At 72.6% G+C, this 16,467-nt stretch carries 18 protein-coding genes and 1 riboswitch; of the genes, 12 read left to right on the top strand and 6 right to left on the bottom strand.

What is annotated here, in order from left to right:
- Nucleotide 1: 1 nt before the first annotated feature.
- A complete protein-coding gene (locus ABZ493_RS15855; RefSeq protein ID WP_430583107.1) occupies nt 2-934 on the bottom strand; it encodes an SDR family oxidoreductase in 933 nt (310 codons plus the stop codon).
- A gap of 95 nt (nt 935-1,029) precedes the next feature.
- Here ABZ493_RS15855 and ABZ493_RS15850 point away from each other — a divergent pair, with 95 nt between their 5' ends.
- The 5 genes from ABZ493_RS15850 to ABZ493_RS15830 all read left to right on the top strand — a co-directional run bounded on the left by ABZ493_RS15850 (nt 1,030) and on the right by ABZ493_RS15830 (nt 4,337).
- Nucleotides 1,030-1,500 carry a MarR family winged helix-turn-helix transcriptional regulator gene (locus ABZ493_RS15850; protein ID WP_430583106.1) on the top strand — a complete coding sequence of 157 codons (471 nt, stop codon included), beginning with the start codon at nt 1,030-1,032 and terminating at the stop codon, nt 1,498-1,500.
- 55 nt (nt 1,501-1,555) lie between these two features.
- Nucleotides 1,556-2,506 (top strand): ABC transporter substrate-binding protein, encoded by a 951-nt coding sequence (locus ABZ493_RS15845; RefSeq protein WP_430583105.1) that lies wholly within the window; start codon nt 1,556-1,558, stop codon nt 2,504-2,506.
- A gap of 48 nt (nt 2,507-2,554) precedes the next feature.
- Nucleotides 2,555-2,992, top strand: coding sequence for a helix-turn-helix domain-containing protein (locus ABZ493_RS15840; protein WP_430583104.1), 438 nt, complete (start codon nt 2,555-2,557; stop codon nt 2,990-2,992).
- Nucleotides 2,989-3,327, top strand: a complete 339-nt coding sequence (locus tag ABZ493_RS15835) for a HepT-like ribonuclease domain-containing protein (protein ID WP_430583103.1) — start codon at nt 2,989-2,991, stop codon at nt 3,325-3,327. The genes ABZ493_RS15840 and ABZ493_RS15835 overlap by 4 nt, the downstream gene beginning before the upstream one ends.
- A 92-nt stretch (nt 3,328-3,419) precedes the next feature.
- Nucleotides 3,420-4,337 (top strand): HNH endonuclease, encoded by a 918-nt coding sequence (locus ABZ493_RS15830; protein WP_430583102.1) that lies wholly within the window; start codon nt 3,420-3,422, stop codon nt 4,335-4,337.
- Here ABZ493_RS15830 and ABZ493_RS15825 read toward each other — a convergent pair.
- Together ABZ493_RS15825 and ABZ493_RS15820 are read right to left on the bottom strand one after the other, a co-directional pair.
- The gene (locus tag ABZ493_RS15825) at nt 4,283-5,422 is read right to left on the bottom strand and encodes an NAD(P)-binding domain-containing protein (protein WP_430583101.1); all 1,140 of its coding nucleotides are present in this window, start codon (nt 5,420-5,422) and stop codon (nt 4,283-4,285) included. The genes ABZ493_RS15830 and ABZ493_RS15825 overlap by 55 nt on opposite strands.
- A gap of 55 nt (nt 5,423-5,477) precedes the next feature.
- Nucleotides 5,478-5,765 (bottom strand): hypothetical protein, encoded by a 288-nt coding sequence (locus ABZ493_RS15820; RefSeq protein ID WP_430583100.1) that lies wholly within the window; start codon nt 5,763-5,765, stop codon nt 5,478-5,480.
- Between the two features lie 59 nt (nt 5,766-5,824).
- A riboswitch (SAM riboswitch) is annotated at nt 5,825-5,941 on the bottom strand.
- Nucleotides 5,942-6,033: 92 nt separating this feature from the next.
- Here ABZ493_RS15820 and ABZ493_RS15815 point away from each other — a divergent pair.
- A complete protein-coding gene (locus tag ABZ493_RS15815) occupies nt 6,034-6,336 on the top strand; it encodes a putative quinol monooxygenase (protein WP_430583099.1) in 303 nt (100 codons plus the stop codon).
- Nucleotides 6,337-6,340: 4 nt separating this feature from the next.
- Nucleotides 6,341-7,528, top strand: a complete 1,188-nt coding sequence (locus tag ABZ493_RS15810) for an FAD-dependent monooxygenase (RefSeq protein WP_430583098.1) — start codon at nt 6,341-6,343, stop codon at nt 7,526-7,528.
- A 74-nt stretch (nt 7,529-7,602) separates the two neighbouring features.
- Here ABZ493_RS15810 and ABZ493_RS15805 read toward each other — a convergent pair whose 3' ends face one another.
- Nucleotides 7,603-8,988 carry a right-handed parallel beta-helix repeat-containing protein gene (locus tag ABZ493_RS15805; RefSeq protein ID WP_430583097.1) on the bottom strand — a complete coding sequence of 462 codons (1,386 nt, stop codon included), beginning with the start codon at nt 8,986-8,988 and terminating at the stop codon, nt 7,603-7,605.
- A gap of 312 nt (nt 8,989-9,300) precedes the next feature.
- Here ABZ493_RS15805 and ABZ493_RS15800 point away from each other — a divergent pair, with 312 nt between their 5' ends.
- The 5 genes from ABZ493_RS15800 to ABZ493_RS15780 all read left to right on the top strand — a co-directional run bounded on the left by ABZ493_RS15800 (nt 9,301) and on the right by ABZ493_RS15780 (nt 14,822).
- On the top strand, nt 9,301-10,755 hold the full coding sequence (locus ABZ493_RS15800; RefSeq protein ID WP_430583096.1) for a polysaccharide lyase family 1 protein: 1,455 nt from the start codon (nt 9,301-9,303) through the stop codon (nt 10,753-10,755).
- 158 nt (nt 10,756-10,913) lie between these two features.
- On the top strand, nt 10,914-12,230 hold the full coding sequence (locus ABZ493_RS15795; protein ID WP_430583120.1) for an APC family permease: 1,317 nt from the start codon (nt 10,914-10,916) through the stop codon (nt 12,228-12,230).
- Nucleotides 12,231-12,390: 160 nt separating this feature from the next.
- Nucleotides 12,391-12,942, top strand: a complete 552-nt coding sequence (locus tag ABZ493_RS15790; protein WP_430583095.1) for a hypothetical protein — start codon at nt 12,391-12,393, stop codon at nt 12,940-12,942.
- Between the two features lie 82 nt (nt 12,943-13,024).
- Nucleotides 13,025-13,450: an Hsp20/alpha crystallin family protein gene (locus tag ABZ493_RS15785; protein WP_430583094.1), complete on the top strand. Its 426-nt coding sequence runs from the start codon at nt 13,025-13,027 to the stop codon at nt 13,448-13,450.
- A 145-nt stretch (nt 13,451-13,595) separates the two neighbouring features.
- Complete coding sequence (locus ABZ493_RS15780) at nt 13,596-14,822, top strand: FAD-dependent oxidoreductase (protein WP_430583093.1); 1,227 nt, start codon at nt 13,596-13,598, stop codon at nt 14,820-14,822.
- A gap of 80 nt (nt 14,823-14,902) precedes the next feature.
- Here ABZ493_RS15780 and ABZ493_RS15775 read toward each other — a convergent pair whose 3' ends face one another.
- The gene (locus tag ABZ493_RS15775; RefSeq protein ID WP_430583092.1) at nt 14,903-15,667 is read right to left on the bottom strand and encodes an ABC transporter permease; all 765 of its coding nucleotides are present in this window, start codon (nt 15,665-15,667) and stop codon (nt 14,903-14,905) included.
- Entirely contained in the window at nt 15,667-16,452 is a 786-nt protein-coding gene (locus ABZ493_RS15770; protein ID WP_430583091.1) for an ATP-binding cassette domain-containing protein, read from the bottom strand. The genes ABZ493_RS15775 and ABZ493_RS15770 overlap by 1 nt, the downstream gene beginning before the upstream one ends.
- Nucleotides 16,453-16,467 lie beyond the last annotated feature (15 nt).

The raw sequence follows: 16,467 nt of genomic DNA, 5'->3' as shown, positions 1-16,467 counted from the left end.
GTCAGTCCCCTGCCGGGGGCTCGGGCAGCTCCTGGCCGACCGTCTGCAGGTGCGCCCCGAGCACGGACGCGAAGTCCTGGGCGAGCTCGTCCGCCGACCACCCGCCTTCGGCGAGCGCCACCGCGACCTCCTGGGGGTGGGACCACACGGCGAGGCGGTCGCCACCGACGCCGATCGCCTGGCCGGTGATCCCGGCCGCGGCGTCCGAGGCGAGGAACGCGACCAGGCCGGCGACGTCGTCCGGACCGCCGAAGCCGAGGACCCGGCGCGCGAACGGCGGCATCGGCTCTCCCCGCCGCGCGGCCTCGACGAACGGACGGAAGAACGGGACCGTCTCGGTCATCGCGGTGGCCGCGACGGGCACGACCGCGTTCACGGTGACCTCGGCCCGCGCGAGCTCCATCGCCCACGTGCGGACCATGCCGACGATGCCGGCCTTGGCGGCGGCATAGTTGGTCTGCCCGAAGTTCCCGCGCTGCCCCGTCGGCGAGCCGACGCAGACGATGCGCCCGCCCTCGCCCTGCGCGCGCAGCTGGGTGGCCGCCTCGCGGACGCAGGTGAACGTGCCGCGCAGGTGCACGTCGACCACCGTGTCGAAGTCGTCGTCCGTCATCTTCCACAGCACCGTGTCGCGCAGCACGCCCGCGTTGGTGACCAGCACGTCGAGGCGGCCGAACGTCTCGACCGCCGTCGCGACGAGCTGCCGCGCGGTCGCCGTCGGCCCGACGGGGGCGACCACCGCGGTGGCGCGACCGCCCGCGTCCGCGACCCGGGCGGCCGCGGCCTGCGCGACGTCGTCGTCGACGTCGTTCACCACCACGGCGGCGCCCCGCCGCGCGAGCTCCGTGGCGTAGGCGAGGCCGAGGCCCCGGCCGCTGCCCGTGACGATCGCGACCTTGCCGTCCAGGCTGACGTCCCCGCTGGCCATGCGCATCCCCCGGTCCTCGTCGACTGTGCCGCCAGCCTGGCGCCGAATCGTGATGTTGTCAATCATTGTGATTCTCAACGAGTGCGCGTAGCGTCGGCCCCGTGAACCGGATCCACAGGCTCGGGCCCTTCAGCGCGCACGGCGAGAACATCGGCCTCCTGCTGGCCATCTCCAGCGGGCGTGCCGTCGCCGCGGCGCGCGAGTCGCTCGCGCCGTACTCCCTCAGCGCCCGCTCCTACTCCCTGCTCGAGCAGCTCGTCCTGACCGGCGCCCCCACCCAGCGCCAGCTCGCCGACGCGCTCGCGCTGGACCCGAGCCAGATCGTCGCCCTGGTCGACTCGCTCGAGGACCGCGGCCTCGCCGAGCGGCGACCGCACCCGGACGACCGCCGGCAGAAGACGGTCGTGGCCACGGTGGCCGGCGAGACCGTGTACATGGAGGCCAAGGAACAGATCAAGGCGTCGCTCGACACGCTGCTGACCGGTCTCGACCCCGACGAGCGCGTCGTGCTCGCCGACCTGCTGCACCGCATCGCGCGCCCGGCGTCGGGCGCGCTGGAGGACGCCGGCTGACGCCCTCCGCACCACCTCGACGAAGGGAAGCAACATGCGCACAAAGGTGTGTGCCATGGCCGTGGGGGCTGCCGCGGCACTCGTGCTGTCGAGCTGCTCGGGCAGCGGGCAGGGGGCCGACGGCGACGAGGCGACAGGCCCCACGGCGGTCACCGTGGGCGTGCTGCCCATCGTGCCGAGCGCGGCCATGCAGCTCGGCATCGACCAGGGCATCTTCGCGGACCACGGGTTCGACGTGACCCTAGAGACCGGGCAGGGCGGCGCGGCGCTGCTGCCCGCCGTCGTGTCGCAGGAGATGGACTTCGCGCTGTCCAACCCGTTGAGCGTCATGCTGGCGCAGGGCCAGGGCCTCGACGTCCAGCTCATCACCGGCTACTCCCACTCGAAGGCCGAGGGCGACGACGTCACGAGCGTGTGGGCGGCGCCCGGGTCCGGGATCGAGTCGCCCGCCGACCTCGCCGGGAAGACCGTCGCCGTCAACACGCTCAAGACCATGGGCGAGGTGTCGATCCGCGAGATCGTGGAGCAGGACGGCGGCGACCCTGCGAGCGTGCAGTTCGTCGAGATGGGGTTCCCGGACATGCCGGCCGCGCTGGACGGGGGCGACGTCGACGCCGTCTGGGTGCCGGAGCCGTTCCAGACCCAGCTCGCGGAGGGCGGCAACACCCGGGTGTCGTACAACTACCAAGAGGTGTTCCCCGGCGTCATGACCATGGGCGTCATCACCTCCGGCTCGCTCGCGGAGGAGTCTCCCGAGATGGTCGACGAGTTCACCGCCGCCGTGGACGAGGTCACCGCCTACGCCCAGGAGCACCCGGAGGAGGTGGCCACGGCGCTGTCCGGGTTCCTCGAGATGCCCGAGGACGTCGCCGGCGCCCTCGTCATGGAGGACTTCCGCGCCGACATCGACGCCGACGCCATGCAGACCCTCGCCGACCTGTCCGTGGAGGACGGCATCCTGTCCGAGCCCGTGGACATGGGGACGTTCCTGCCGTCCGGAGGGTGAGGCCGGTCCGGACACGTCGGGCGGGTTATCACTGATAACGTCGGTGTCATGGTCGACCTTCGAGCCGAACGCGAGCGAGCGGGCCTCACCCAGGCCCGCCTCGCCGAGCTCGCCAGGATCGCGCCGTCCAACCTCTCGGCGTACGAGTCCGGCCGACGGCCGGCGTCCCCGGCGATGGTCGAACGGATCCGGCGAGCGATGGTCCGGCCGTCCGACCGCCTCCGCGAGAAGCGCGAGCAGGTCCTCACGATCATCGCCCGCAACGGCGGCACGAACCCGCGTGTCTTCGGTTCGGTCGCACGCGGCGACGACACCCCCGCGAGCGACCTCGACATCGTCGTCGACGTGCGCCCGGAGGACGCGTGGCGCTTCGTCTCCACCCCGCGGGAGCTGTCCGAGCTGCTCGGCGTCCACGTCGACGTCGTCACCGAACGCGGGCTGCGTGCCAAGCACCAGGGCATCATCGACGAGGCCGTCCCGTTGTGAACGACCGCACGAGGCGCTGGCTGCACGACCTCGTCGACCACGCAGCCGCGGTCGATCGGCTCGTCGCACGCGGCAAGGAGGCCTACGACGCCGACGAGATGCTCCGCTACGCCGCCGAGGACCTGCTCATCCGCCTCGGCGAGTGCGTGAGCCGCATCGACCGCGACGACCCGGGATTCGTCGACGCCCACGCGGACCTGGAGCTCCGTCGCGTCAAGGACGCGCGCCACGTCGTCGCGCACGGGTACGACGTCGTCGACTCCGAGCTGCTGTGGTCGATCCTGTCGACCAACATCCCTCAGGTCGCCGCCCGGGTCGCGCGACTCGGCGGCTGAACCCGGACGGGTCGGGGTGAACTTCCCCGCTACCAGCAAAGTTGCCGACCCGAACCCTTGCGGTGGGGCCGGCGCGGTGGTGAGCTCCACGAGTGGAGTCGGCAGTCGAGGCGGAGCTGCGCAGGCAGATCATGGCGTGGGTCGGCGAGCGAGCGGAGGCCAACGGCGGCTTCCTCCGTCGTGACGAGCTGCTCGACTTCCACCTCGACGGCGAGAAGCTGCCCGTCATCGACTACTCACGCGGCATCCGCAACCCGGCGTCGTTCGCCTCGACGCTCTCGATCGTCAGCGCCGCGAACGGCCCCTACGACGACACCGAGTCCGAGGACGGGCTGCTGCACTACGCCTACCGCAAGGGCGATCCCTGGTCGGGCGACAACCGGAAGCTCCGGCACGCCATGGAGACCGGGATGCCGCTCATCCTGTTCCGCAAGGAGATCGCGAACGTCTACACGCCCGTGTTCCCGGTGTACGTGGTGGACGACGAGCCCCAGAACCGCCAGTTCCTCGTCGCGCTGGACGAGGCGTTCCGCTTCATCCACGACCCCGCCCACCTCAGCGAGCCGCAGCGGGAGTATGCCCGCCGGCTCGCGAAGCAGCGCCTCCACCAGCCCGCGTTCCGCACCCGCGTCCTCGTCGCGTACGAGACGCGGTGCGCGATCTGCGAGCTCAGGCACGGGTCCCTGCTCGATGCCGCGCACATCGTCCCGGACGGGCACGAGCTCGGCGCCCCGACCGTGAACAACGGCCTCGCCCTGTGCAAGATCCACCACGCCGCGTACGACCAGAACATGCTCGGCGTGACGCCGGACCACGAGGTGCGCATCGCGTTCCGGCTGCTGGAGGAGATCGACGGGCCGATGCTCAAGCACGGGCTGCAGGAGATGCACGGGCGGCACCTCACCCTGCCGCGGCGGCGGGCGGACCGCCCCGACCGCGACCACCTGGCGTGGCGCTACGAACGTTTCGCCGCCGCGTCGACCAAGGAGCCGACCGGGGCGTCGAGGTAGCGCACGATCCGCACGACGGCGTCCCGACCGGCCCGGTTGGCGCCGATGGTGGACGCGGACGGCCCGTAGCCGATGAGGTGCACACGCGGCTCGCCGTCGACCTGGGTGCCGTCCATGCGGATGCCGCCGCCGGCAGTGCGCAGGTGCAGGGGGCGCAGGTGGTCGAGGGCGGCGCGGAAGCCGGTGTTCCAGAAGATGACGTCCACGGGGACGGTCTCGCCGCCGGGCGCGACGACGCCGTCGGGCACGATGCGGGTGAACATGGGCCGCCGGTCGAGCACGCCGCGCGCCTCGGCTGCCAGCAGCGACGGCGTCCTGATGAGGCCGGTGACGGACACGACGCTCAGCGGCGGCAGCCCTTCGCGCACCCGGTCGGCGACCATCGCCACGGCGCGCGAGCCGTCCTCGGGATCGAAGGTGTCGCGCCACACGGGCTCCCGCCGTGTGAACCAGAAGGTCTGCGCCACGTGCGAGACCTCCTCCAGCAGCTGCACGGCCGAGATGCCGCCGCCGACGACGGCGATGCGCTGCCCCGCGAAGTCCTCCGCCCGCACGTAGTCGGCGGTGTGGAGCTGACGGCCGCGGAACGTCTCCTGGCCCGGATAGGCGGGCCAGAACGGCTTCGACCACGTGCCCGTCGCGTTGATGATCGCCCGCGCCACGACGGCGCCGGACCGGCCGCCGCCCTCCCACCGGACGAGCAGCCCGCCGTCCCCCGCCTCCTCGACCCGACGCACGCGCACCGGCCGGACGACGGCGAGGCGCAGCTCTCGCTCGTAGTCGCCGAAGTAGGCGGGCAGGACGTCGACGCTCGCCGCCTCCGGCTCGACGTCGGGCTGCTCGATGCCCGGCAGGTCGTGGATGCCGTTCACCGTGCTCATCCGCAGCGAGCGCCACCGGTGCCGCCACGCTCCTCCGGGGCCGTCCTCGGCGTCGAGGACGACGTACGTGCGCTCGCCGGACGTCGCACCCGCCGCGGGCACGAACCCGCGCCGCCGCAGGTGGTACGCCGCCGACAGCCCGGCCTGTCCCGCGCCGATCACGACGACGTCCGCCTCCTGCGGCAGGGCATCGGTCGTCGTCATGCCTGGCTGAACGTGGCGCGGGCCGGCGGGATTCCTCCGGTGGCCGTGGCGTCCCCTACCTGCCGGTCGGCGCGCGCACCTTGTCCGCGTCACCGTCCTGACGCGGCGCGAGGGCGAAGCCGCCCACCGACGCCGGGTCGTACGTGACGACGGCGTTGAGGTCGGCGAGCTCGAGCCGCCACTCCGTCAGCGCGCGCCACACGCGCAGCCGCATCCGAAGCCCACGTCGCGCCGCGGCGTCGAGGCACAGCATGCGTCCGTGCCGGTGCAGGAGATGCTCCTCGCGCACCTGCCACGGCAGACATCCGAGCGTGCCGTCGCCGTGCGTGTGCTGTCCGTTCATCGTTGCTCCCGCTGTCGGGGTCGACGACGGGACCTGGCGCGAGGCGCCGGCCCGTGGTCGACCTGCACTTCCCACGGCCGGTCGGCCGGGGCGGGTCTTCCTCCTGGGGCACCGTGCGCAGGGAGCGCGGTTGCCGGACCGGCACGCGGAGGGCGTCTCGCCGGTCACTCGTGACCTGGGCAGATATGTACACGATGCCGCGGCCGGCCCGCAACACCGCACGGTCTGCGGGCGGCGATGTCCCCGGGCCGGGCTACCGTCACGGCCCATGACCTACGCCAACGTCGGCACGCTGGGTGCCGCCCCCGGGAAGCGCGACGAGCTGGTCGCCCACCTCACGCAGCGCAGCACGGAGCTCGCGGACGCGGGCTGCCTGCTCTACGAGGTCGGCGTCAGCGACGACCGGCCGGACACGGTGTTCGTCGCCGAGCTGTGGTCGTCGGCCGAGGCGCACCAGGCGTCGCTGCAGCTCCCGGCCGTGCAGGCGTCCATCGCGGCGGCGCGGCCGCTGCTGTCCGGCGAGTTCGGGGGCTTGGACTTCACCGTCGTGGGCTCGCCGTTGCGAGACTGACTCCGTGACACAGGAAGAGTCCGGGGCAGCACGTACGGCCGTCGTGATCGGCGGAGGCATCGGAGGGCTCGCGTCGGGCGTCGCGCTCGCGCGGCACGGCTGGGACGTCATGGTGGTCGAGCGCGCGACGTCGCTGGACCCGGTGGGCGCGGGGATCGTCGTCGCACCGAACGCGGTGCGGTCGCTGGACGCGCTGGGCGTCGGCGACGCGACTCGCGACCTGGCCGCCCTGCAGGGCGAGTTCGGGCTGCGCCGGCCGGACGGCACGTGGCTGGTCCGCGGCCGCGCGGAGGGCGCCGAGTCGGTGTTCGGGGATCGCACGCTGATGCTGCACCGGGCGCAGCTGGTGGGCCTGCTCGCGGACGCGCTGCCCGCCGGGGCGCTGCGGCTGGGGACGTCCGCCGTCGTCGTCGACCCGGGGACGACGACGAGGGCGGCGCGCGTCGCCGTCACCGACGGTGCGGGGACGACGACGGAGGTCCGCGCGGACCTCGTGGTCGCCGCCGACGGCATCGGCTCCGCGACGCGGACTCGCTGGTGGCCGAGCGCCCCGGCGCCGGTGTCCGGCGGGTCGACGGCGTGGCGGTTCGTCACCCCGCGGGTCTCCGGCGTCGTGGGCTCGGAGATCTGGGGCCGCGGGATCGTCGCCGGAGTGATGCCGCTCGCCGACGGGCGCGTCTACATGTACGTCTCGGTGGCCGACGCCGTCGGCGTCCCACGCGACCTGGACGAGCTGCGTGCCCGCCTCGCCGACTGGCACGCCCCGGTCCCCGCCCTGCTCGCGTCGGTCGACGACGACACGGCGCTGCGGCACGAGCTGCGCCACCTGCCCGCCCCGCCCGCATCCCTGGCGACCGGCCGGGTCGCGCTCGTCGGCGACGCCGCGCACGCGATGCTGCCGAACCTCGGACAGGGCGGGTGCCAGGCGCTCGAGGACGGCGTCGTCCTCGGCGCGCGCGTCCGCCCGGGAGACGACGTCGCGTCCGCGCTGCTGCGCTGGTCCGACGAGCGGCGGCCCCGCGTGGAGAAGGTGATGCGGCTGTCGGCCCGGATCTCCGGCCCGACCCTGTGGACGTCGCCGGCCGCCACGGCAGTCCGCGACGCCGGGATGCGCGCCGTCGGGCGCTGGACGGAGGCGCTGGGCGCCCGCGCCCTCCGCCCCGTGATGGCGTGGCGCCCGCCGGAGGGATGAGCACCGACCGACGTGGCGCCCGGTGACGGTTCCGTGCGAACAACCGTCACCAGGTGCTACGTCAGCAGCTCAGGTCACCTGCCGGTGAGGTACCCGTCCCGGCCGGGACCGCGCTCGAACGCGCCGAGGTCGGGCGCGGCACCGTCGTGGTCGAAGCCGAGCTCGGCCCCGCGGTCGATCAGCGCGCTGCCCGCCGCCGGGCGGGCGTTCGGCAGCTCGGGCAGGTCGCCGTTGCCCTGGCGGGGCGCGTCCCACCCGTCGTGCGAGACGCTGAGGAAGTCGTCGGCGGTGAGCTCGAGGCCCAGGTCCCACGAGTTCGACGCCGAGTCCACGCCGTCCATGTACTCGAAGCCGCCGTCGCCGAACGCGACGTTGTTGCGCATGATCCCGAAGCTGGCCGGGGTGCCGTCCTCGTTGACGCCGCGCATGTTGTAGTTCGTGCCGTTGTCGAACGCGGTGTTGTTGTACACCTCGGTCGCCTTCGGGTGATGGTTGGCGTAGAAGCCGCGCAGCGTGTTGTCGAACGCCACGGAGAACGACACCGTGACGTCCACCGGGTTCGGGTCGTACTTCCCGCCGTAGCCGCCCATCTTGAACCCGGTGCCGTTGCCGGACGCCGCCAGCTCGTCCGTGCCGTACACGTAGCCGTTGTGCCAGGCCCACGACCGGGTCACCTCGACCGGCGACGACGAGCTGATGAAGTCGAACCCGTCGTCGGCGTTGTTCCACGCACGGTTCCCCTCGAACAGGTTCACCTTGTCGGAGGGCGTGTTCGTGTGGGAACCGAACCCGTCCGCGTTCTGCCCGGCGCCCGTCTTCGAGTACGGGTCGTAGTTGTCGTGGGCGTCGGAGTTGCGCACGACATTGCCCGCGCCGTCCTGGATGAACAGCCCGGCACCCATGTTGTGGTGCACGTCGAGACGGTCGAACACGTTGTCACTGCCGTCGACCCAGATGCCCCACGACTCGTTGTTGAGGCTGTTGTTCTGCCGCACACCCGTCACCTCGAGCCCTCTGAGCACGAGGTGGTCGGCCAGCACGCTGATGCCCTTGATCCGGCAGTCGTCGAGGATGCCGGAGAAGTCGAGCACCGGTTCCTCCTTCAGGTACGCCGCATAGGTGATCGGCGCATCCGCCGTGCCGCTCGTGGTCAGCGTCACCCCCTCGACCTGGTCGGTCTGGCTCGTGCACTCGCGCACGGCGTCGTCGTACGCGTACGTGCCCCCACGGAGGAACACCGTGTCCCCCGGCTCGGCGCTCTCCTGGGCGCGGGCGATCGTCGCCCACGGGTGCGTGCGGTCGCCCGCCGCTGCGTCGTCGCCGTCGGGGGCGACGAAGTACTGCTCCGCCTGCGGCTGCGCGGACGCCCACGGCGCCGCGCCCAGCCCTGCGGCGACGAGTGCCGCGGGGACGACGAGGCCGCCCACCACGCGACGGCGCGCGGTTCTCCGGTGCTCCATCGATTCACCTCTCTGTGAACGGATGCCGTGGCCAGGAGCGCGTCGCGCCCCGCCCCGGCGACGGCTTGGTCGCCGTCGGCGGCACACCCTACGCCGACGGGCATGCGCTTTCCAGGATTGGTGCACGAACGATCAGACCACTGGGGGCGTAGGCGCCGACCGACGTCGGACCTCGGCACCTCGCCCGGAAATGTCACCGGGCGCTCTGCTGCCGGGGTCGGCTAAGGTGTGGCCTTACCACCGCTCGGTAACCGGTTTCCCGCCGCGTTCCGACCGATGGAGCACCTTCCCGACGACGTGAAAGGTCTCCTCATGACGCAGCTCCGCCGCCAGCTCGGCACCGCTTTCGGTGCCCTTACCCTCGCCGCCGCGACCGCGGCCGGCACCCTTGTCGCCGTCCCCGCCGCCGGCGCGACGCCCGACGCCGCCCCCGGCAGCACGTTCAGCACCACCGATCGGGCACCCGGCTGGGCCTCGCAGAACGGTGGCACCGACGGCGGCGCCGGTGCCGACGCCGGCTCGACCTACGTCGTGACCGACCGCCAGGAGCTCCTCGCCGCGCTGGACAACGGCGGCGCGCGGGACGAGCCGAAGATCGTCTACGTCACGGGGACGATCCACGGCAACGAGACCGACGACGGCCGCCTGCTGGGCGAGCAGGACTTCGCCCCCGGCTACGACTTCGACAAGTTCCTCAGCTGCTTCGGACCCGAGGGGTGGAGCGACGCCCTGCACGACTACTGCGGCGACCAGCGACGGCTGCGCGTCAACGGGAGCCGGGCGATGAAGTCGCAGACCGAGCTGAAGATCCCCAGCAACACCACGATCGTCGGCCTGGGCGACGACGCCGGGTTCGACCAGGCGACGCTCATGCTCCACCTGGCGCACGACGTCGTGATCCGCAACGTCACCGTCGAGGCCCCGGTCGACTGGTTCACCTGGTGGGACCAGCCGGGCAGCACGTGGGACGCGCGGTTCGACGCCGTGTCGGCCGTCACGTCGACCAACATCTGGGTGGACCACGTCACGCTCACCGACGGCAAGTACCCCGACCGCGACGCGCCGCTGGGCCCCGACGGGGAGCCGGCGAACCGGCACGACGGCCTGTTCGACATCGAGGACGGCTCGGACTTCATCACGGTCAGCAACTCCCTGGTCACCGACCACGACAAGGCGATGATGCTGGCCTCCGGCGACGAGCACGGGGACAAGGAGCGCGGGCACCTGAACGTCAGCTACATCGGCAACTTCTTCGACGGCGTCGGCCAGCGGTCGCCGCGCGTCCGGTTCGGGCAGGTGCACGTGCTCAACAACTACTTCCTCGGCCGGGTCAACGACCCGGAGTCGCCCATGACCAGCGCGGCCGCCGTCGAGGGCGGGTACGACTACTTCATCGGGCTCGGCTACGAGTCCCAGGTGCTCTCGGAGCGCAACTCGTTCGACTACACCGGCCCCGGCGCGGACGCCACGGTCGCCGTGAGCGTGTGGAACGCGACCCGGTTCGCCGACGAGGGCTCGTGGTTCAAGCAGCGACCGGTGGACCTCGAGGCCATCGCCGCCGACCAGTACGCGGAGCGGGTGGCCGAGGAGGAGGCGGCGTCCGCCGAGACCGGTGAGCCCCTGCCGGACTGGGCCACCGCCGGCTTCACCCCGACGGTCGACTGGACCCCGCCCTACGGCTACGAGCCGCTCCGCACCGCCGCCGAGGTCGAGCGGCACGCGCGCACCGAGACGGGCGCCGGGCGCCTGTCCGTCCCCGCGCCGTAGGCGCGACGCGAGGCGTAGGACGGCGGCGCAGCGGCCGTCGTCCTACGCTGGCAGCCCGCCTACGAGCTGCCGAGGAGCTGAGTCCCGCGTCTTCCGCCCCCCGCCCCACGAAGGACGTTCCCAGTGCTGCTGCTCCCGAGGGACAGCTCCACCGGAGCCTGTCCCTGCGACACCTGGTCGTCTACGGCCTGCTGTTCATCGGGCCGACGGCGCCCATGGGCACGTTCGGCGTGCTGGACGCGCGCAGCAACGGCGCGGTCGCGCTCGTGTTCGTCGTCGCGACCGTGGCGATGGCGTTCACCGCGTGGTCGTACGCCCGCATGTCCGTCGCCGTCCCGAAGGCGGGCTCGGTCTCGGCCTATGCGACCGCGGGGCTGGGGCGGCGGCCGGGCTTCATGGCCGGGTGGATGATCGGGCTGGACTACCTGTTCATCCCGAGCCTGGCGGCGCTGTTCTGCGGGATCGCCAGCCACGCCCTGTTCCCCGCGGTGCCGGTCTGGGCGTTCACTGGCGCCGCCGTGCTCCTCATCACGGCCCTGAACCTCGGCGGGGTGCGGCTCGCGGCCACGGTGGGGTTCGTCGCCCTGGTCGTGGAGATCGTGGTGCTCGCCGCCTTCTGCGTCGGCGCGGTCGTCGTCCTGGTGCAGGAGGGGCCGGCCCGGCCCTGGCTGTCCCCCCTGACCGGGCTCGACGGGTTCACGCTCGCCGGGACGCTCGGGGCGGTCTCGGTCGCGGCGCTCGCCTTCCTGGGGTTCGACGCGATCGCCACGTTCGCCGAGGAGAGCACCGGCTCCCCGCGGCAGATCGGCCGTGCCCTGATCTTCTGCCTCGTCCTCGCCGGGGCGCTCTTCGTGCTCCAGACCTACCTGGGGGCGCTCCTGACGACGGCGACGCCCCAAGAGCTGGCCGCGAACCCGGACGAGCAGGGCACGATCTTCTACACGACGATCAGCGAGGAGATGGGGTCGTGGCTCGGCACAACCGTCACGACGGCGCGCGCGATCGGTCCCGTGCTCTCCGCGCTCGTCGCGCAGGCCGCGGTGAGCCGCCTCATGTACGGGATGGCGCGCGACGGACAGCTGCCGGCACGGCTCGGGTCCGTGAGCCGCCGGACCGGCGTGCCCCGCCTGGCGATCCTCGTCTCGGCAGTCGCGACGCTCCTCATCGCCGTGGCGGCGGCGATCAGGCCTGACGGCCTCGACCTGCTGTCCTCGATGGTCACGGTCGGCGCCCTGACCGCGTTCGTCTTCCTGCACGTCGCCGTGGTCGGCTACTACGTGGTCGGCAGGCGCACCGACCACCGCGTCCTGCACACGGTCGTCCCCGTGGTCGGCCTGGCGATCGTCGTCACCGTGCTCGCCCTGGCCAGCCATCTCGCCCTCGAGGTCGCGGCCGGGTGGCTCGTCCTGGGCCTGGTCATCATGGTCGGGCGGGGGCGGCGTGACGCGTCCGCCGTCGGCGAACCCGGAAATTGATTCTGCGCGGAACGGCGACGAGAGCACTCCCCCGCCGACTGAGCGCTCCGGCGCATCGCTCCGCGGTGGATCAGCGCTGAGCCGCATCGGGCGGCATCGGAAGTCTCGCTACAGAGGCGAGGAACGGCGGCGACCGGGAAACCGCGATAACTTCGCATCGATGAGACTGTTCCGCACTCTAGCGGTCTCGACCGCACTGCTTGTCGTAGCGACAGGATGCGCCGCCGACGGCGGCGACAGTTCCGGGCCGACGACCGGAGTGTCCCCCTCCACACCGTCCACCTCGGCGACGCCGTCCGACTCCCCGGCGCCGGAGAGCGCGAAGGAGTTAGCGAGTCAGCTCGTCGATGCGGTGGACACCGCGACGTCCTTCACGTTGATCACCGAGGACAACGATCCCAACGATCTCATCGGTCGCCCTGGCGGGTATGAGGACGCCGCAGTCATCATGGACTCCACGGTCAAGTGCTCGGACGGGCTCGGGGCAGACTGCGGCGCGACTGTCGAGATCTTCGGATCCGTCGCCGACGCGGTCGACCGCGCCGACTACATCCAAGGTCTGCTCAAGTCGTCGCCGATTCTCGGCCAGGAGTACGACTACGTGGATGACGGCGGGGCACTGCTCCGTGTCTCCGGTGAGATCAAGCCGTCGATCGCTGCTCAGTACCAGGACTCCTTCGGCGGAGAGCTGGTCAAGCCTCCGCAAGACTGAGTCCGCCGTCGGCGAACCTGGAAATTGAGTCGGGGTGGCTCAAGTTGAACCGGTCAGCAGCAACTCACCTGAGGAGGACAGCATGACCACCACCCTGACCCGCACCCCGTTCGCCGACGCCTGGCTCCGCGACCTGTGGACGCCTCGCGTCGCCGACCTCAGCCGTACCCAGGGCCCCGTGCCCGCCGCCGATGTGTACCGCGACGGCGAGGACCTCGTCGCCCGCCTCGACCTGCCGGGCGTGGACCCGGCCGAGGACGTCACCGTCGAGGTCGAGGGCCGCAAGCTCGTCGTGCGCGGCGAGCGCAAGGACCAGCGCCCGGAGGAGTCCGAGGGCCGGCGCATCTCGGAGGTCCGCTTCGGCGCCTTCCGTCGCGTCGTCACCCTGCCGAAGGCCGTGGACGGCGACGCCGTCACCGCGTCCTACGACGCGGGCGTCCTGACGGTCACCGTCGCCGGCGTCTTCGCCGGCACGACGCCGCAGCGCATCGAGGTCACCAGCGCCTGATCCCAGGCACGCCACGACGGCGCCCGGTCGCACCCGCGACCGGGCGCCGTCGTCGTCTCCGCCCGGGCCGCCGTCACACCTCGCCGTGGCGTCTCGTCGTCACCGTGAGCAACCGATGACGTACGACGGACCGAGGAGAGACGAGATGTCCGAGACGACGCAGGTCGTGGTGGTGGGCGGCGGGTACGCCGGGGTGATGGCGGCGAACCGCCTGACGGCGGGGGACGACGTGGCCGTGACGCTGGTGAACGCGCGCCCGACGTTCGTGGAGCGGATCCGCCTGCACCAGCGGGTGGCGGGCACGCACGGCGCGACGGTGGAGTTCCGGGACGTGCTGGCCGACGACGTGCGGCTGGAGGTCGCGTCCGTCGAGCGGATCGACGCCGAGGCGCGCCGGCTGGTGCTCGCCGACGGCGACGCGCTCGACTACGACTACCTCGTGTACGCCGTGGGCAGCACCAGCGCCGCGCCCGCCGTCCCCGGCGCGGCGGAGTACGCGTTCCGGCTCGCGAGCCTGGAGGAGGCCGACCTGCTGGCCCCGGAGCTGGCCGCCGCGGCGCGGGACGCCCGCGTGACGGTGGTGGGCGCGGGCCCGTCCGGCATCGAGACGGCGTCGGAGCTGGCGGAGCAGGGGCGCACGGTGACGCTCGTCGCCGGCGACCTCTTCGGCCCGTACCTGCATCCGAGGGGCCGGCGGGCCGTGGCCGCGCAGCTGGCACGCCTCGGCGTGACGATCCTGGAGGGCCCCGGTGCCACGGTCACGGCGGTGACCGACGACGCCGTGCAGCTCGCCGACGGCCGGGACCTGCCGAGCGACGTGACGATCTGGACCGCCGGCTTCGCCGTCCCCGACCTCGCCGCCCGCAGCGGCCTGAGCACCGACGCGGCGGGCCGCCTGCTGACCGACGAGACCCTGACCAGCGTGGACGACGAGCGGGTCGTCGCCGCCGGCGACGCGGGCGCGCCGTCCGACCTGCCGTACCGGATGAGCTGCCAGGCCGCCGGCCAGCTGGGCGGCGCCGCCGCGGACACCGTGCTCGCCCGGCTGGCGGGCACCACGCCCGCGCCGGCCGCGGTCGGCTTCCTGGGCCAGTGCCTCAGCCTCGGCCGCGGGGCGGGCCTGTTCCAGTTCGCGAACCGCGGCGACGTCCCGGTCCGCGCGTTCCTCGGCGGGCGGCTCGGCGCGCGGGCCGGGGCCTGGCTCAAGGAGCTCGTCTGCTGGAGCACCGTGAAACAGCTGACCTGGGAGGCGCGGCGGCCCGGCGTCCTCCGCTACCCCGCGGTCGTCGCCGACCCGCGCCGCGCGGCGGCGCTGCGGGACCGGCGGCAGGAGACCGCGGCGTCCGACGTCGTGCCGACGGCCTCGGTGTAACCCGGCCCCGAGCACGACGACGGCCGAGCCCCGGTGGACCACCGGGGCTCGGCCGTGCGTGGCGCGGTCGAGCGACGTCGTCAGCCGACGCGCCGCCGGTACGCGGCGACGGCGAGGCCGTAGCCGACCACCAGGATGCCGACGAGCCAGGCGAGGGCGACCCAGATGTCGCTGCCGACCGGCTGCTCCGCGAACAGGGCGCGGATCGTGTCGACGACGGACGTCACCGGCTGGTTCTCCGCGAACCAGGCGACCGGGCCGGGCATCGTGTCCGTGGGCACGAACGCCGAGCTGATGAACGGCAGGAAGATCAGCGGGTAGCTGAAGGCGCTCGCGCCGTCGACCGTCTTCGCCGAGAGCCCGGCGAGCACGGCGAGCCAGGTCAGGGCCAGCGTGAACATCGCCAGGATCCCGGCCACGGCCAGCCACGCCCCGAACGAGGCTCCGGTGCGGAAGCCCATGAGGAACGCGACCGCGATGACGATCGCGACCGAGACCAGGTTCGCCACGACCGACGTCAGGACGTGCGCCCACAGGACGCTCGAGCGGGCGATCGGCATGGACTGGAACCGGTCGACGATCCCGCCCTGCAGGTCGAGGAACAGCCGGTACGAGGTGTACGCGACGCCCGACGCGATGGTGATGAGCAGGATGCCGGGCAGCATGTAGTTGATGTACGACTCGTCGGACCCGGTGTCGATGGCGCCGCCGAAGACGTAGACGAAGAGCAGCATGATCGCGATCGGCGTCACCGCGGTGGTGATGATCGTGTCGGGGCTGCGCAGGATGTGCCGCAGGGACCGGCCGGTGAGGACCCGGGTGTCCGCGAGGACGTGGGTGGTCATCAGGATTCCTTCTCGGTACCGGTCGCGCCGACGAGCGAGAGGAAGACGTCCTCGAGGGAGGGCTGCTTCTCGACGTACTCGACCTGGGCGGGCGGGAGGAGCTGCTTGAGCTCGGCGAGGGTGCCGTTCTGGATGATCGTTCCCTGGTGCAGGATGGCGATCCGGTCGGCGAGCTGCTCGGCCTCGTCGAGGTACTGCGTGGTGAGCAGCACCGTGGTGCCGTTGTCGGCGAGCGTCTTGACGGTCTTCCACACGTCGATCCGCGCCTGCGGGTCGAGGCCGGTGGTGGGCTCGTCGAGGAAGACGATCGGCGGGTCGCCGATGAGGCTCATGGCGATGTCGAGCCGACGCCGCATGCCGCCGGAGTACGTCCCCGCGCGGCGGTCGCCGGCGTCGGTGAGCGAGAACCGGGCGAGCAGGTCGTCGGCGATCGCGCCGGCGTCGGGCAGGTGGCGCAGCCGGGCGACGAGCACGAGGTTCTCGCGGCCCGTGAGGACCTCGTCGACGGCGGCGAACTGGCCGGTGAGGCTGATCGACTGGCGCACGTCGCCCGGCTTCGCCGCGACGTCGTGCCCGTGCACGACGGCGGTGCCGGCGTCGGCCTTGAGCAGGGTCGACAGGATGCGCACCAGGGTGGTCTTGCCGGCGCCGTTGGAGCCGAGCAGGGCGAAGATGCTCCCCGCGGCGACGTCGAGGTCGACGCCGCGCAGCACGTGCAGCTCACCGAACGACTTCTCGACGCCCTGCACCCGGATCGCGGGCTCGGTGGTCTGAGGCGTGGTCATGTCCGTTGCTCCGTT

Origin of the sequence: Isoptericola sp. NPDC019482 (genome assembly GCF_040632295.1) — a bacterium.
Lineage (GTDB): Bacteria > Actinomycetota > Actinomycetes > Actinomycetales > Cellulomonadaceae > Isoptericola.
This window is presented reverse-complemented; position numbering and strand designations above follow the sequence as displayed.

Bases quoted from the DNA above. Each gene is read 5' to 3' on its own strand.
- ABZ493_RS15855 (WP_430583107.1), bottom strand. From the start codon at position 934: ATGCGCATGGCCAGCGGGGACGTCAGCCTGGACGGCAAGGTCGCGATC.
- ABZ493_RS15845 (WP_430583105.1), top strand. From the start codon at position 1,556: ATGGCCGTGGGGGCTGCCGCGGCACTCGTGCTGTCGAGCTGCTCGGGC.
- ABZ493_RS15840 (WP_430583104.1), top strand. From the start codon at position 2,555: ATGGTCGACCTTCGAGCCGAACGCGAGCGAGCGGGCCTCACCCAGGCC.
- ABZ493_RS15825 (WP_430583101.1), bottom strand. From the start codon at position 5,422: ATGACGACGACCGATGCCCTGCCGCAGGAGGCGGACGTCGTCGTGATC.
- ABZ493_RS15820 (WP_430583100.1), bottom strand. From the start codon at position 5,765: ATGAACGGACAGCACACGCACGGCGACGGCACGCTCGGATGTCTGCCG.
- ABZ493_RS15815 (WP_430583099.1), top strand. From the start codon at position 6,034: ATGACCTACGCCAACGTCGGCACGCTGGGTGCCGCCCCCGGGAAGCGC.
- ABZ493_RS15805 (WP_430583097.1), bottom strand. From the start codon at position 8,988: ATGGAGCACCGGAGAACCGCGCGCCGTCGCGTGGTGGGCGGCCTCGTC.
- ABZ493_RS15800 (WP_430583096.1), top strand. From the start codon at position 9,301: ATGACGCAGCTCCGCCGCCAGCTCGGCACCGCTTTCGGTGCCCTTACC.
- ABZ493_RS15790 (WP_430583095.1), top strand. From the start codon at position 12,391: ATGAGACTGTTCCGCACTCTAGCGGTCTCGACCGCACTGCTTGTCGTA.
- ABZ493_RS15785 (WP_430583094.1), top strand. From the start codon at position 13,025: ATGACCACCACCCTGACCCGCACCCCGTTCGCCGACGCCTGGCTCCGC.
- ABZ493_RS15780 (WP_430583093.1), top strand. From the start codon at position 13,596: ATGTCCGAGACGACGCAGGTCGTGGTGGTGGGCGGCGGGTACGCCGGG.
- ABZ493_RS15775 (WP_430583092.1), bottom strand. From the start codon at position 15,667: ATGACCACCCACGTCCTCGCGGACACCCGGGTCCTCACCGGCCGGTCC.
- ABZ493_RS15770 (WP_430583091.1), bottom strand. From the start codon at position 16,452: ATGACCACGCCTCAGACCACCGAGCCCGCGATCCGGGTGCAGGGCGTC.